Genomic DNA, 14,739 nt, shown 5'->3' with positions numbered 1-14,739 from the left:
GTAAGCAATATGGACGTTGTTCGCAAATGCCTGCCATTCTCCGGCTATTCTGATGCCTATGCTCTCCCCAGCATTATTAGGTGTGAAACAAACCTTTATCTTGCGCAGTTCGCGTTCATGAAGCTTCTCCCCGCGAGGTACATCATTGAGCAAGCACTGGCTCGAGGGACTTTGACGCACGGCATGAAAGTTCTTGAGAGCTCGAGCGGAACCTTCGCGCTGGGTTTGGCCGTAGTTTGCCGGGAACGTGGATTCCAGCTCGAAATCTTCACAGACCCAGTGATGGACAAAGGCCTGGAAAACAGGTTGAGCTCCTTGGGAGCCGAGGTCTTCATAATAACTGAAAAGGCGAAGCAGGGTGGCAATCAAAGAAGCCGCCTCGACGCATTACACGCTAGGATGAGACAGTTGGGCCACTCCTGTTTCTGGCCCCGGCAATACGAAACACCGGACAACCCCGCAGCCTATAAGCTCTTCGCCGATCAGATATCGGGGATGTTGGACGCCGACGTAACTTTGGTCGGTTCTGTGGGGTCGGGCGGCTCTACTTGCGGAACGATAGAGCGCCTCCGCCAAAAAGCCCCTGGCGCGCGCCTGATTGGAGTGGACACCTTCAATAGCGTCATTTTTGGCCAACAGGATGGCGAACGGAAACTGCGGGGGCTGGGAAACAGTCTTGTCCCCAAGAACGTGAAGCATGAACTATATGACGAGGTGCATCTCATCTCGGCTCCGCTCGCATTTGCTGCAACGCGAAGCCTCCACGAGCGGCACGCCGTTTTCGCCGGTCCGACCTCCGGAGTGAGCTACATCGTTGGGCGCTGGCGCGCTCGGCAGTATCCAAGAGAAACCGTAGTCGTCATATGTCCTGACGAAGGCCACCGCTACGTCGAAGCTGTTTACGATCACGAGTGGCTCAAGCAGAACGGATGTCTACATGAAGGTGTTCTTCCGGACGCTCCGTCCAGCGAAGAGCATCCCTCGACCGCTCTCCCGCCATGGAACCGATATCGCTGGAATCGGAAAAGCCGGGAAACTGTCCTAAACGCGCTGGAGCAGGCTTCATGATGAACCGAGGTAGCTTCCTTTTCGTGGAAAGCAACACGACAGGCACCGGCGAACTATTGATGAAGCGGGCCCGAGTCCTGGGCTTTGAGCCCTACCTCGTCACGCGCAATCCTGCGCGCTATCCGTTTCTCAGGGACTCCGTCGCTGAAGTGATCGAAGCTGAAACGCGTAGTCCGGATGAACTCATCGGGGTCGCCGCCAAATTAAGCAGGCTGGCAGGGATATATTCATCCTCGGATTATTTTGTGGAAGTAGCGTCACGTGTCGCGACGGCAATGGGGTTACCAGCACCGAATCCGGAGGCTATAGCCACATGCCGGAACAAATGGAAACAGGCGGCCGAGTTGCAGCGACAATCAATCACGATCCCTGAAACTCGGTTGGCCACATCCGTCGGAGACGTCGAGAACATTCTTGCCCAAGCTACTCTGCCAGTTGTCGTGAAGCCGGTCTCCGGAAGCGGTAGTAGCGGCGTAAGGTTGTGCGATAGTGCCGCAGCCGCCATCAAGGCGTTTGAGAGTGCAAGGGGCGCACTGCTCGATCAAGTGGATCTGCCCAGTCCCGACATCCTCATCCAACAATATATTGAGGGTAAAGAATACTCCGCAGAGATAATTGCTTACGATGGGGCGCTGCATTGCCTTGGAATTCTTGCCAAGCACAAAGGCCCGCCCCCCTGCTTCGTCGAGGTGGGGCACGACTTCCCGGCCCCGCTTCCGGAGCCGTTCCTCAAGGAACTGGCTTCTTTTGCCGCAGGTGCAGTATCGGCTCTGGGCTTGGAGTTCGGACCCGCTCATGTAGAGTTCGTGATAGCGGAGTCGGGCCCCGTCATCATTGAGGTCAATCCTAGGCTGGCTGGAGGAATGATTCCAGTCATGCTCTCCCACACGTTGGATACCTCAATCCTGGACATGGTAATCAAACTTTACGCGGGAGAAGCGTTCACGCCTCCACGGACGAGCGCAAGGGCGGGAGCCATCCGTTTCCGACTTCTTCATAAGGCCGGCAAGCTTAAACGCCTGGGCTTCTCTCGAAATCCAGAGCCGACAGTGCCTGAAGCGGGTCTTCTGAAATCTGAGGGGGAGGAAGTTCAAACAAACGGCGACTTTAGAGACCGGGTAGCCTACGCCATAGGCGTCGCTGATGAACTCAATGCCGCCGCCGCGGCAGCTGACCGGATGATCGATGCCATTGTGATCGACGTCGAAGCGGCTACTGGAGAGTCGGACGACAAGCAAGTCGCTGGGTCTAGCCAGGGCAGGTGGAACCTACATCCCGAAGCGATGAAGTTGCTCGCTCCACCTATCGAAATCTCACGTGACGGCCGCCTTCTGCAGTACCAGACGGCCATAGACGAAGCACATCTGGTGATGCTCGCGGACCAGGGCTTGATCAGCCAGGCAGCCGCTGCCGATCTCCTCAAGCATATCTTGGACCTCCAGGACGAGGGCTTTCAGTCTTTGGAGGGCCGCGATGCTCCGCGTGGTGTCTATCTGGCCTATGAGGCCGAACTTGCGGCCAGAGCTGGCCCGGAAAAGGCCGGCTGGCTGCACCTTGCGAGATCCCGTAACGACTTGAACGCGACCATTTCTCTACTGGCTTTCCGGGAGGCCGCGTGTTCCATCTCGCAGGAAATAGGAATTCTACAGGATGCCCTGCTTCAGCGAGAGGAAGAGGCATCGAGACTTGTGGCTCCGCTGTACAGTCAATACCAGATCGCACTCCCTGGGTCGCCAGGGCACTACCTGCTTGGCGTCTTCTTCGCTCTGGGGCGCGAGCGCCAGCGCCTCCATTGCCTGCTGGAAGACATCAGGAATTGCCCGATGGGGGGGGGCGCGGGCGGGGGCACCAGTATTCCCATAGATCCCTTGAAGACCGCAAATCTTCTGGGATTCGAACTACCGTCGTTCAACTCACTTGACGCGGTCGCGAGCCGCGACCATCACCTGCAAGGGCTTTCAGTCTTCGCTGGCGTTTCAATCTTGCTCAGTCGTGTGGCCCAGGACCTGCAAGTTTGGACGACGCGGGAGTTCGCCCTCGTCGACATTCCTCACAATCTTGCCGGCGGCTCTTCCATGCTCCCCCAAAGAAGAACCCCTTTCTGCTCGAACACATCAAGGGGTCGGCAAGCACCGTGATCGGCGCATACGTTTCTGCGGCAACGGCTACCTGCAAATCGCCTTTCAGCAACTCGATCGAAGTAAGCAACTACGGCTGCTCTCCGCTGGGCCTGGCAGAAGATGCCCTGAAGCGGGCCATCACCCTCACATTGCTTATAGTGAAATTCATGTCTTTCAACGTGCAGTCTATGCGCAACAATCTGGAAGACGGCTCATCGATGACGGCAGTTGCCGCAGAACGGATGGCATCGCGAGGGGTTCCTTTCAGGAAGGCCCATACACTAGTTAGCGAGATCGCCAAGCGCCTGTCTCAGGATGGCTGCGTCGCGGAGCGCCGTAGCGAGCTGGCCAGCAATCTCGCTGGCGTGTTGCCGGCGAGTCTTGAAGAGTGCAGGGATGCGCTGCAGTTCGGAGGAGGACCAGGAATAAGATCAACCGATAGCCAGGTCTCCTTAGCAAAAACACTCTTTCGGGACATGCAGCTAAAATGCGAGGACATACGGGAACGCGGGGCGCGCGCCGAGATGCACCGCAAACAGAGGGTGAGGGAACTCATTGATGGACACCCGGCCGCCTGAAGGTGTCTATGTTGGAACAATGGTAACGGCGCCTTGATTGGCAATGCCTCGCCTCACCGGGTCTCCAGCGCCATCTTCCGTGCCTGCCAATGCCGCATGGCGGAGCAGCCTCACCGTGCGCTATTTGCAGGTCCGTAAACGGGAGGTGATTGATGCGGGATACTGACTGGCGCTCTCACGCGGGCGCTACCTTCACTTGTGAGAAACAACCGGCGACTGGGTCGCGTGGCATGGTGGTGACCAATCACCCGCTCGCTTCGGCCGCGGGGGCCGAAATGCTCGCTGCCGGTGGCAACGCGATCGACGCTGCCATCGCGGCCTTATTCACCCTTTCGGTCGTCGAGCCGATGATGGTGGGGGTGCTGGGTGGCGGCATAGCGCATATCCGCCTCGCAAACGGCACGCATCACGTGCTCGACGGCATGAGCACCGCACCGCTTGCGACCGGCCCCACCACCTACACGCCTGACCCGAAGGCCGCGCCCGGGACGATGGACACGATCGGCCGCCGCAACGCCATTGGCCCCACCGCGGTCGCCGCCCCCGGCAATCTGCTGGGCTGGTGCGAGGCGCTGCGCCGGTTCGGCACGTTCTCTTTGGCCGACGTTACTGAGCCCGCGATCCGTCACGCCTCGCATGGCTTTCTCGTGACTCCCTATCTACAGGAATGCGTCTCCGAGTCGGCGGCCGATCTCGCGCGCGATGCGGAAATCGCCAAACTGTATCTGCCCGGCGGCATGCCGATCCAGTCCGGGACCCGCCTGGTCACCGGCGATTATGCCGAGACGCTGCGATCAATCGCGCGCAAGGGGCCCGAGATTCTGTATGGCGGCGAGCTGGGACGTCACTATACGGAACACATAGCGCAGGAAGAGGGCTTTCTGACACTTGAGGACCTGACGGGCTATCGCACCGTCGATCGTGAGCCGCTGCGCGGGCTTTATCGCAGCTATGAGATCGTCGGGCCGCCGCCGCCTTTGTTCGGCCCTCTGCACATCATTCAGATGTTGAATATCGTGGAGGGCTACGACATCGGCGCGCTCGGCTTCGCAACGCCGGACACGCTGCACCTACTGGCCGAAGTGCTGAAGATCGCTTTCGCCGACCGGGCAGCGGCGTCCACCGATCCGGCGTTCGTCCAGGAGCCGATCGGCAAGCTGCTGTCCAAGGACTATGCAGCGGAGCGTCGGGCGCGCATCTCAATGGACCGCACCCAGTCATGGAGCGCAGGGGTGGCACCTAGTGAAGGCGCGCACACCACCCATCTGACCGTGGCGGACGGGTTCGGCAACGTCGTCGCCAGCACGCAGACGATCAGATCCTCGTTCGGTGCCCGCTATATCGTGCCGGGAACCGGCATGATCCCGAACAACTACATGTTCGCGTTCGATCCGCGTCCGGGTCGCGCCAACTCGGTCGCACCCGGCAAGCGCGTCACCTCGTCGATGTCACCGGTGATGGTGCTGCGCGACGGCAGGCTACGCTATGCGATCGGCCTGCCTGGCGGACTGCAGATCTTCCCCTCGGTGACGCAAGCGCTGTCAAACCTGATCGATCATGGCATGAGCGTGCAGGAGGCGGTGGAGGCGCCGCGGCTTTGGACGCGGGGCTATGGGGTGAAGGTCGAGGCTTCGGTGCCGGAAGGCGTGCTCGCGGCATTGCGCGACCGCGGTCACGATGTGACGGCGGTTAACATCGTTGGGGGCGGCATGAGTGCGATCTACTTCGATGCCGACGGCACGATGACTGGCGCCGCGTGCTGGCGTGCCGACGGTATGGCAATCGGGCTCGGCGGCGGATTGGCGCGGCGCGGCGTATGGTTCAGGCCGGACCAGACGCGGAGCTGAGCGCGACCGGCGTCTGGCCGCTCCGGCGGGCCGACGATCGGGTGATCTTCATGCAAAGTGGCGAGATCAGAAAAAGCGCCTCCCGAAGCCACGGCGGCCTGATCGAGACTGCGCTGTCCGGCGATCAGATCGACACACTGCTACCGTCATTCGATCAGGATTTTTCGTCGCGCAAGGGCGCCTAGAGCACATCCGGCTTAATCCGGATCATATCCAGCCGCCTTGAAGTAGTTTGCACATTCGTCCGGGGAGAACAGCTGGACGATCGATCCGACGGCATCCCACAAGGCGTTGACCGTACGCTCTGCTTTGGCGCGTAGAAGCGCCTTGAGCTTCGAGAAGGCGTTCTCGATCGGGTTAAAGTCGGGGCTGTATGGTGGCAACAAGCTGAATGTCGCGCCGGCCTGTTCGATCGCGTCGCGCACTCCTGCCGCCTTGTGCGCCGGCAAGTTATCCATGATGACGATATCGCCCTGCTTCAGGGTCGGGACGAGGACCTGTTCGACATAGGCGAGGAAGACGGCGCCGTTCATGGCGCCATCATAGACGAACGGCGCGGTCATGCCGGTAAGGCACAGCGCCCCGGTGAAGGTAGTGGTCTTCCAGTGGCCATGAGGCACGCCGGCCCGACAGCGCTCGCCGCGTGGCGCACGGCCCCGCAGCCGAGCCATCTTGGTCGACAGGCCGGTCTCGTCGATGAACACGAGCTTCGCCGGATCGAGATCGAGCTGTCCGTCGAACCAGGCGCGACGGCGCTTCAGGACGTCCGGACGGTCCTGCTCCAGTGCATGTGCGGACTTTTTTGAACGTCCAGCCGCGTTTGCCAAGCCAGGCGCTCAAGGCACTGCGGCTGATGCGTACCGACGGCTCGACTGCCAGCCGCTCGACCATTTCGTCCAGCGTGATGTCCTTGCGCGCCTCGATCAGCCCGACGATGAAGGCTTCATGCGTATCGAGGCTTGAACCTCGCCGCCAACCCTGTGGCCGAGGCGTCCGCTCGCCGAGCTTGGCTCGCGCGACCCAACGGATCGCACTCGATATTCCGACCCCGAACCGGGCCGCCGCCTGCCGGGCAGACATACCCTCATCGGAAGCCTTCAAAACCCGCCACCGAAGATCCTCGCTCAGTGCCCTTGCCATCATCCAACCTCATCAAAGTGGACGTTGAATCAGTCCAGCAAGCCGGTGTCACATCACAATCGATTCATCGATCGCTGGATTTGCTCTAGGCTGTGGCGAGATGCCTACGGATCTCGGATTGCACTGCAGGGAGGGGTCAAACTGTGCCTTGAGATTCAGTTGGCGGCAGGGCACCACTCTGCATTGCCCGGACGAAGAGCCGCCAGTTTCGACGTTTTTCCCCTGCCGATCGAGACGGGCCGCGCAATCGCGGCCTATCTGCAGCACGAGCGACCCGCGACTGCGAACCGCGCGATATTCGTGCGTCACGTGGCCCCCTTTGGCCTTCCCATCCAAAGCGTCGTCGTGCGCCGTGTGGTAATCGAAGCCTATCAGCACGTGCCTTGACTTGATGAACTTGGTCTTGCGCTCGGCCAGGCACCGGCCGGCAACGTTGAACGCAATCCAGTGGCTACGATCAGTCCTAGGATTGCCTCATACGTGGCCGGTCGGATGAGCGCCGGATGCAGCCGTCGGGACGCGTCGACACCAGCGAGTTCGCGGTCGCTATAGTATGCGTGTCAGCCGCATCACCGCAAATTCTTGCTATTGGGCTCCGGTTTTTGGACCGGCTTGTAGAAATGTGATTGAGGAAGTTTGCGATCAACTCGGCATCGAGGGCATCAAACGCTGGGCGCCGCGACTGCATGACCTTGGTACTCGGATGCGTAATGGGCGCACATTCGATCATCCGCCGGGCTAGGATGGCCGTGTTGTTTCAATCGTTGGGGCGAATTGCAACAAACATTGCGAAAACTTATGCGATTGTTAAAACTCCTATCCGATTATTAAATGTTCAAACAAGCGGCATCGCACGGTGGACGACCTAGACCGAAGGATCCTTACCGCGCTACAGAAGAACAATCGGCTCTCCTTTGCCGAGCTGGCGGAGCTTGTCGGTTCTTCGGCTGCGTCATGCATGCGTCGAGTGAACAAGTTGCGTGTTGATGGCGTAATCGTTGCGGATATCTCGCTCGTTGATCCGAAGGCTCTTGGTAAATCGCTTACCGTTGTCGTGACCGTAGAGCTTGACCGCGAACGCCTGGACCTTGTCGACGATTTCAAGCGCGCAATGCGGGCGGCCAAGGAGGTTACCCAATGCTATATGGTTACAGGCGACGCCGATTTCATCCTGATCGTGGCGGTCGAGGATGTCGAGGCCTTCGACGTCTTCGTCAAGACGAAGCTCTACACTAACCCCAATGTCCGAAAATTTAAGAGCATGATCGCGCTTGATCGTGTCAAGTTCGAGCCGCGGGTAACGGTGTAGCGTTGGGCGGGTTGTACTGGAGCCCTCACTCAGGACTTCCTTTTAAAACCGCCATTGCGCGTCCAACATCAAATTGTGCTTTTTCGAGTGGAAAACCGTGCGATCCACTGGCAGTCAATGCTTCGGGGCCTTGGGATCTGCCGGATTGTTCGCCACGTGCAAAGCAACCGCCCCGGTGTGAGGAAGGAGAAGAATGGCGCGCGCTATGGTTTCGGCACTGCGCCCGCCGCCACCAGCCTGCGGCCTCGTCCGAACATCCTTCGGCTTGTGGCTCTTCATCGGAGCTAGGCTTCGATCAGCGTCCCATCGACCGCGAGAAAACCCGGGCCCAGTGATGGTTTAGTCGCGCATACTTCGATGCCGATGACGTCGCTGGTCGAGCCATTTAGGGCCCCTTGGTCGCTGACGGACTTGAATATAGCGTGTTGGCGTTTTCAGGAACTGCCAAATCTGGTGGCTTGACACTGCTCACGATTCATCTGTGCGGAACAAAAGTTGCTGTTCTCGGCGTCGATATCGAGAGCGATCTGCCTCTGTTCCCTGATGTCGAACCACGTCGCGCCGCCTCCACGCGGAAGTTGCCGCGCCAGGTAAGGTGCGGTGCAGACGCTCGACACAGCGGCTACCAGCATGATCAGCACCCTTCACAGTTCTTCGCGCCCAAAATCAAATTCGCGACAGAAACAGTCGACATGCCTCCAGTCGCCGATCAACCCTCAGCACAGAGCGTTACGATGCAGAGCAGATCGAGACGCAGCCGATCCGTCCATCGCGGAGTATTCGCCATTGTCGCCGCCTGGTCCGCAGCGAACCGATCCTCCAATGCGCCCGAATACAGCTCTTTGCAATGCAAACCGGCAAGAGTCGGTGATTGTTCCTATTCGCCAATGGTCGGAACTGGTGTGATGGACCAATCGATTAAGTCGACGGCACGCTGAAGTGTCGCCTCCGTCTCAACAGGGCTGGGTGAAGCGGCGATGACATGTCCGATCGTGTCTCGGTAATCGCCTTTCCTGACGATCGGCGTCTTGGGTTCAACATAAAATTTGACCTCAGCGACTCCTGATAGGGCACCCGCCCGGTCGCCATTGATCGACTCGAGTATGCCATCGCGATCAGGAACTAGGAAGCGCGCAGCCGCAGTGTGCGAATGCCTTCTGCGCAAATTCCATTCCTCGCCGATGATGAGCTTGATGTGCTGGGTGACCAGATCGACACCGCAAGCCAGCTGAATCAGCCGAGGAGTGGTCCCACCTGGGAGACGCGGGTTGACTTCAATGACGACTGGGCCACGCTTCGTCCATCGGAATTCAACGTGCGCCGGCCCCCAGCCAAGGCCGAGAGCTCGCAGACAGCTCAGCGAAACATCGGCGATACGCTCATGCTCGTCATCAGTCAGCAGGGCCGGAAAGGTGAACTGACGATAGACGAAATGCGGTAGGGGACCGAAGTCTGCGGCACAAATCCCAAGGACCTCATTTCCCATTGTGTAAGAGCTATACTGGGGGCCTTCTGCGAATTCTTCGACAAGTATCCTCGGCGAAGAGCACTGTATGTGCTTCCCGCCCAACAGATAGGCCGTATGTTCGGTCAACTCGTCGACGGTGCGGCACAATCGGACACCGCAGCTGCCGCTGCCGACGGCTGGCTTAACAATCACCGGCAGGCCGATCTCCACCGCGGAGCTTTCCACCTCCGTCAAATCAGATGCCAAGCGATAAGCAGGTATTGGAACGCCAGCCTCCGCGAGGAACTGACGTTGAACAAATTTGTCGCAGCATCGTTCAATCGATGTGGGGTTCGGTCCCGATAGACCAAAATGCCGGCAGAGCTTAGAAACCGTCGCATAGACCGACTCGTCGAGCCCCGTGAATCCAGTAATGCCAGCAATATCATAGGTCGCACGTAGTCGGGTACATTCATGGATCAGGGCTTCGAGATTGTCTGTATCGACCTGGATTGCCTGAAGTCTTTCCGCCGCAAGATAGCCGTACTGAGTTGGATCAGATGACAGGGTAATTGGATGAAGCCCGAGACGCAGGGCCGCTTTCACGTGTAGCAGACCAATGCTCCTGTGGCCTTCAAGCAGGATGAGTGCTCTTCTTGTCATTGCTATAGAACCTCCGTTGCGTGCTGTGCCGAGGTCCGAGCGCGAATTGGCGTCAACCTTCTAGTCACCTGGCATCAGGCTTGGCGGCGAAGGTACCATTGTGAGCGATCTGTGGTCGCAAAGTGTCTGTAAAGTTACTTTAAGGTATTGTTGCAACGTTTCGCTGCCGGCGGTGTGGTGCGGAGCGTCTCGACGAATTTCGGAGGGTTGTTCAAGGGACACCGGGTTCAGTCAGTGATCCTTCTTCGCGCATGGTACCTGGCCCAGCGTAATACGCCTGGCCGCACTCTAGACGTTATGACCGTGGCCTGAGCGGCGGCCCGTCCTTAGACTTTGCAGTTGTAAGCAAACGGGGGTTGCTCGGGAATGCCGAGCCGAGCCCCAGCAAAGGAAGGACGGGCCATGGCAGAAGATAAGGTTTTTTACGTCGGTGTCGATGTGTCGAAAGCCAAGCACGCGATTGCGATTGCGGAGGGCGGCCGGGAGGGGAGGTCCGCTATTTCGGCGAGATCGAGGCGACACCAGCGGCGGTGGAACGCTTCGTGCGTACGCTGGAGCGCAAATATCCGCGCCTGCATTTCTGCTACGAGGCCGGCCCAACCGGCTACGGGCTTTGCCGCCAGATCGTTGAGCTCGACCACCGCTGCGATGTCGTTGCGCCGTCGCTGATCCCGAAGCGGCCGGGCGAACGCGTCAAGACGAACCGACGCGATGCGGTCACCCTGGCACGGCTGCTGAGGGCGGGGGAGCTGACCGGGATCTGGGTTCCGGACGCGGTGCATGAAGCGGTGCGCGATCTGGTGCGGGTGCGAGCCGCGGCGAGCGAGGATCTGCGCAAGAAGCGCCAGCAGCTTCTGTCGTTCCTGCTGCGCCATGGCCGGGTCTTTAGCGGACGCAAGAATTGGGGCCCGGCGCATGCCCGCTGGCTGGCGGCGCAGAAGTTCGACCATCCGGCCCAGCAGATCGTGTTCCAGGACCAGGTCGATGTGATCACCGATGCGCAGAACCGGCTGGAGCGGCTCGATGCCCAGCTCGCCGAGCTGGTGCCGAGCTGGTCGATGGCGCCGGTGGTGGCGGCCTATCAAGCGCTGCGTGGTGTCTCCTTTGTCGTCGCCGTCACCTTCGTCAGCGAAGTCGGCGATGTCCGTCGGTTCTCGGCGACGTGATCCCGGAACCTGCTTGGCAACGCTGCCACACGTGCACTTTCTCAGGAACGCGCTCGATCATCTGCGTAGGCCGGCGCGATCTCGCCGAAGCCATGGCCGATCTCGCCGCTGGCTTGCCGAATGATCGCCTTGCTCCTCGCATCTGACGGCGCTCGACTGGCATGCGCGCGGAGCCTGACCAACTGATCAGAGCATTTACGATCTCTGGCAGCCGACCGTCATTTCACGTGTTGCTGTGCCCGCCGTAACCGGTTGCAGACGTCGCTGTTCGGAACCTGACACACAATGAGGGCAAGCATTCCGCCGCTGCGGCGTAAAACACATGGTTTCCCCCTCTTGCAGGTACAACCTCGTCGGCGGCACGCCGATTGCATGGCACACGCTGAAGGATCTGGTTGCAACCATAGCGGTGTCGCACTCTCCAACCGAGGAGGTCTACATGAAACTTGCTCGAACAATCCAAATTAATGCGAGAGGCGGTGCACTGAGCGCGATCCCGGCAATTGAAGCTCTGCCGCGTCCGTCGCGGGTTCCGCTGTCATTCCCCCAGCAGCGGCTTTGGTTCTTATCGCGTCTGGAGGGCGGCAGTGAGGTCCGTCACATCCAGATAGGGCTTCGGCTTCGCGGCGAGCTGGACGAGGCCGCCCTGCAGTCGGCCTTGGACGGGTTGATGGCGCGTCATGAGGTGCTGCGTACCACCTTCGGGATGGAGGACGGCGAGCCGTTCCAGCAGATCGGGCCGGCGGACGTCGGCCTGCCGCTGAAACGGGACGATCTAACGGCGGCAGACGTAGAGGCGACACTCTCGGAGTTGGTGTGCCTCGAAGAGCAGGCGGCGTTCCCCAACGAAGCCGGGCCGCTGATCCGCACACGACTGGCACGCTTGGCCGAGGACGATCATATGCTGCTGATCACCATGCACCACATGGTCTCAGATGACCGATCGCGGGAGATTCTGATACGCGAGCTCAGCGACCTCTACGCCGCAGCCCTCGAGGGCCGCGCGGATCGGCTGACGCCATTGCCGGTGCAGTATGCGGACTACGCGATTTGGAAGCGAGGTTGGCTGGCAGGTGACGTCCTAGAGCAGCAGTCGGAATACTGGCTCCGGATGCTGGATGGCGCGCCGGCGGTGCTGGAACTGCCGACAGACCGGCCGCGTCCGGCGCAGCGGGACTACAGCGGCAGTTACGTCGACTTCGTGTTGCACGAGCCGCTAAGTGCACAGCTCAAGGCGCTGTGCCGGCGACATGGGACGACACTGTTCGCGACCCTCCTGGCGGGCTGGGCGCTGGTGCTGGCGCGGCTGTCAGGTCAGAACGACCTGGTGATTGGCACACCGTGCGCCGACCGCGCCCGCTCGGAGATCGAGGGGCTGATCGGCTGCTTCGTTCACACCTTGCCGCTGCGGATCGATCTGTCGGGCGATCCAACGCTGGAAACATTGTTGGGACGGGTGAATGCCGCCGCGCTTGGGGCGCAGAATCATCAGGACCTACCGTTTGAGCGAGCGGTGGAACTCGCCGCCGCTCCTCGCAAGCCGGATCAAAGCCCGATTGTCCAGGTTATACTTGCATGGCGAAATAATGGTGAGGAGACTGTGGAACTGCCAGGGCTCGAAATTGACTACGCTGATGTTGGTGATCGTGTCGCACAATATGATCTTGCGCTTAATCTTTCTCAGGTCGGCAAAGCGATTTGCGGGAGGCTGATCTATCCGATTTCGCTGTTTGAGCGGAGCACGGTGGAACGGTTGGTGAGCTATTTTCAGCAGGCGCTGAGCCAGATGGCGGCCGACACGGGGCAGCGGGTCTGGTCGGCACCGCTTGTGTTGGCGGAGGGACATCGATTTCCAGTCGAGTCGAACCCGACGGAAGCAGCCTCTCCCCAGGACCGCTGGGTGCACGAGCTGCTTGAGGCGCAGACCCAGTCGGATCCGGAAGCGATCGCGGTCATCTACAAGGGCCAGAGCCTTAGCGATCGTGAGTTGAACGCGCGGGCGGCCTCCGCGGCATCTCGAATTTACCCTCCCCCTCCCGAAGCACCACCCACCAACTCGGACCCGCGGCCCGACACTGCGGTGATGAATTTCATCGAGGGGACGCGCGTCATTGCCGAGGGTGAACTGCGAGCCAACAGCATCATGCGTAATCATGTCACAAAGTTTTATCGTGAGCAGATTGCCAACAGCGGTTATTACGAACAGCTCAAGTACATTGTGCAGCCTTCATTCGAAGAGTTCGAGAGTTCCGGCAACCTGGACACGAGCGGCGAGCAACAAAACACGGTCATTCCCGGGTTTCAGCACAAGTACGCCCAAACCGGCTTGTTGCTGGTGACGAACCGTTGCGCTTCATATTGCCGTTATTGCCTTCGCAAACGCATGGTCGGCAAAGACTCCGATGAAATAGCAGCTGATTTCGCGAAAATTGCGCAATATATTCGCAGCCATCCTGAAATTACGAACGTGCTGCTAACAGGGGGCGACCCGTTCGTGCTCAGCACGGCCAAGCTCGACAAAATTCTTGATCATCTGCTGCCAATCCCACATCTCGATCTCGATTCTGAATCGGCACAAAAATACTAGCCTATCAGCCCAAGCGCTTCGAGGATCCCGCTTTGCCGGCTTTGTTTCAGCGGATCCATGAAGCGGGTAAGGCCGCCGTGATCGTCACACACTTCGACCACATCGGTGAAATCTCGGTCAACGCGGAACGCAACATTTGCTCCTTGCGCGCACAGGGCGTGCAGTTCCTGAACCAAACCGTGCTTCTTGCGAAAGTCAACGATGATCCCGAGATCTTGGCTGCCACTTTCGCCAAGTGTCACAAATTGGGTGTGCGTCCTTATTATCTCTTTCAGGCCAGACCGGTGAAAGGCGCATCGCATTTTCAGGTTTCGCTGTCCCGCGGGATAGAGATTGCACGCGGCATTAACCAACGTCTTGGCGGTATTCAAAAGACATTCAAATACATCATGTCCCATCACACAGGAAAGATCGAGATCCTCGATCTCGCAGCAGCCGATGACCGCGTGTACATGCGATATCATCAAAACAAGAGTCCGGAAAAGATCGGAAAGATCTTTTCTCGGCCGCATCTCGAGGGGGCCTGCTGGTTGGACGATTTGCCCGAAGGATGAGGTCCGAACGCGCGCGCGAAATTACGGCGTGCTCAAGTCGTTCCTTAGTTTGCCCGCCCCAGGCTGAGGGGTTCTTCAGAGATCCATGACAGTCCTCTTGGCGAGCGACGGATACAGAGTCCGACCAGAAGGAGTAACGTCATAGTGAATGCCAAATAGTCACGGGAGGTCCCACGGCGGCAACAGTCCCTCCAAAGACGGTGTCCGCAAATTCGATCGCTCAGCGTCTCGTTCCTAAAGTATCGTTCAGCTCGCCGTCG

Annotated in this window: 8 protein-coding genes and 3 pseudogenes; 9 read left to right on the top strand and 2 right to left on the bottom strand. The window is 59.4% G+C overall.

What is annotated here, in order from left to right; translation table 11 throughout:
* Positions 1-9: 9 nt before the first annotated feature.
* The 5 genes from AC56QP_RS12375 (at position 10) to AC56QP_RS12355 (ending at position 5,798) form a co-directional block, all read left to right on the top strand.
* Complete coding sequence (locus AC56QP_RS12375) at positions 10-1,068, top strand: cysteine synthase family protein (protein WP_489859513.1); 1,059 nt, start codon at positions 10-12, stop codon at positions 1,066-1,068.
* On the top strand, positions 1,065-3,206 hold the full coding sequence (locus tag AC56QP_RS12370) for a lyase family protein (RefSeq protein WP_497109048.1): 2,142 nt from the start codon (positions 1,065-1,067) through the stop codon (positions 3,204-3,206). The genes AC56QP_RS12375 and AC56QP_RS12370 overlap by 4 nt, the downstream gene beginning before the upstream one ends.
* Positions 3,203-3,766: a hypothetical protein gene (locus tag AC56QP_RS12365; RefSeq protein ID WP_497100545.1), complete on the top strand. Its 564-nt coding sequence runs from the start codon at positions 3,203-3,205 to the stop codon at positions 3,764-3,766. The genes AC56QP_RS12370 and AC56QP_RS12365 overlap by 4 nt, the downstream gene beginning before the upstream one ends.
* 152 nt (positions 3,767-3,918) lie before the next feature.
* Entirely contained in the window at positions 3,919-5,613 is a 1,695-nt protein-coding gene (gene ggt / locus AC56QP_RS12360; RefSeq protein ID WP_489859516.1) for a gamma-glutamyltransferase, read from the top strand.
* Positions 5,583-5,798, top strand: a complete 216-nt coding sequence (locus AC56QP_RS12355) for a hypothetical protein (RefSeq protein WP_489859517.1) — start codon at positions 5,583-5,585, stop codon at positions 5,796-5,798. Before ggt ends, AC56QP_RS12355 begins: the two co-directional genes overlap by 31 nt.
* A 12-nt stretch (positions 5,799-5,810) precedes the next feature.
* On the opposite strand, the gene AC56QP_RS12350 is transcribed toward AC56QP_RS12355, so the two are convergent.
* Positions 5,811-6,753 (bottom strand): IS630 family transposase gene (locus AC56QP_RS12350; RefSeq protein WP_489859518.1). Its coding sequence is split into 2 segments (ribosomal slippage): positions 5,811-6,417 and positions 6,416-6,753, totalling 945 coding nucleotides; the frame shifts between segments, so codons are not numbered across the junction.
* 856 nt (positions 6,754-7,609) lie between these two features.
* On the opposite strand from AC56QP_RS12350, the gene AC56QP_RS12345 reads away from it, so the two are divergent.
* A complete protein-coding gene (locus AC56QP_RS12345) occupies positions 7,610-8,062 on the top strand; it encodes an Lrp/AsnC family transcriptional regulator (RefSeq protein ID WP_489859519.1) in 453 nt (150 codons plus the stop codon).
* Between the two features lie 877 nt (positions 8,063-8,939).
* On the opposite strand, the gene AC56QP_RS12340 is transcribed toward AC56QP_RS12345, so the two are convergent.
* Entirely contained in the window at positions 8,940-10,172 is a 1,233-nt protein-coding gene (locus tag AC56QP_RS12340) for an ATP-grasp domain-containing protein (protein ID WP_489859520.1), read from the bottom strand.
* A 402-nt stretch (positions 10,173-10,574) separates the two neighbouring features.
* Between AC56QP_RS12340 and AC56QP_RS12335 the strand changes: the two are divergent.
* The 3 pseudogenes from AC56QP_RS12335 to AC56QP_RS12325 all read left to right on the top strand — a co-directional run.
* Positions 10,575-11,326 (top strand): annotated as a pseudogene (locus AC56QP_RS12335) (IS110 family RNA-guided transposase); the annotation flags it as partial.
* A 334-nt stretch (positions 11,327-11,660) separates the two neighbouring features.
* Positions 11,661-13,100, top strand: a pseudogene (locus AC56QP_RS12330) (condensation domain-containing protein); the annotation flags it as partial.
* Between the two features lie 321 nt (positions 13,101-13,421).
* Positions 13,422-14,479, top strand: a pseudogene (locus AC56QP_RS12325) (KamA family radical SAM protein).
* The last annotated feature ends 260 nt before the right edge of the window (positions 14,480-14,739 follow it).

Source organism: Mesorhizobium sp. RCAM 05104 (genome assembly GCF_059683645.1).
Note: the sequence above shows the minus strand (reverse complement) of the source record. Positions and strands in the feature narration are given on the sequence as shown.

What these genes read in the sequence shown, in the direction of transcription:
- AC56QP_RS12375 (WP_489859513.1), top strand. Translation starts at nt 10, where the DNA reads ATGGACGTTGTTCGCAAATGCCTGCCATTCTCCGGCTATTCTGATGCC.
- AC56QP_RS12370 (WP_497109048.1), top strand. Translation starts at nt 1,065, where the DNA reads ATGATGAACCGAGGTAGCTTCCTTTTCGTGGAAAGCAACACGACAGGC.
- ggt (WP_489859516.1), top strand. Translation starts at nt 3,919, where the DNA reads ATGCGGGATACTGACTGGCGCTCTCACGCGGGCGCTACCTTCACTTGT.
- AC56QP_RS12355 (WP_489859517.1), top strand. Translation starts at nt 5,583, where the DNA reads ATGGTTCAGGCCGGACCAGACGCGGAGCTGAGCGCGACCGGCGTCTGG.
- AC56QP_RS12340 (WP_489859520.1), bottom strand. Translation starts at nt 10,172, where the DNA reads ATGACAAGAAGAGCACTCATCCTGCTTGAAGGCCACAGGAGCATTGGT.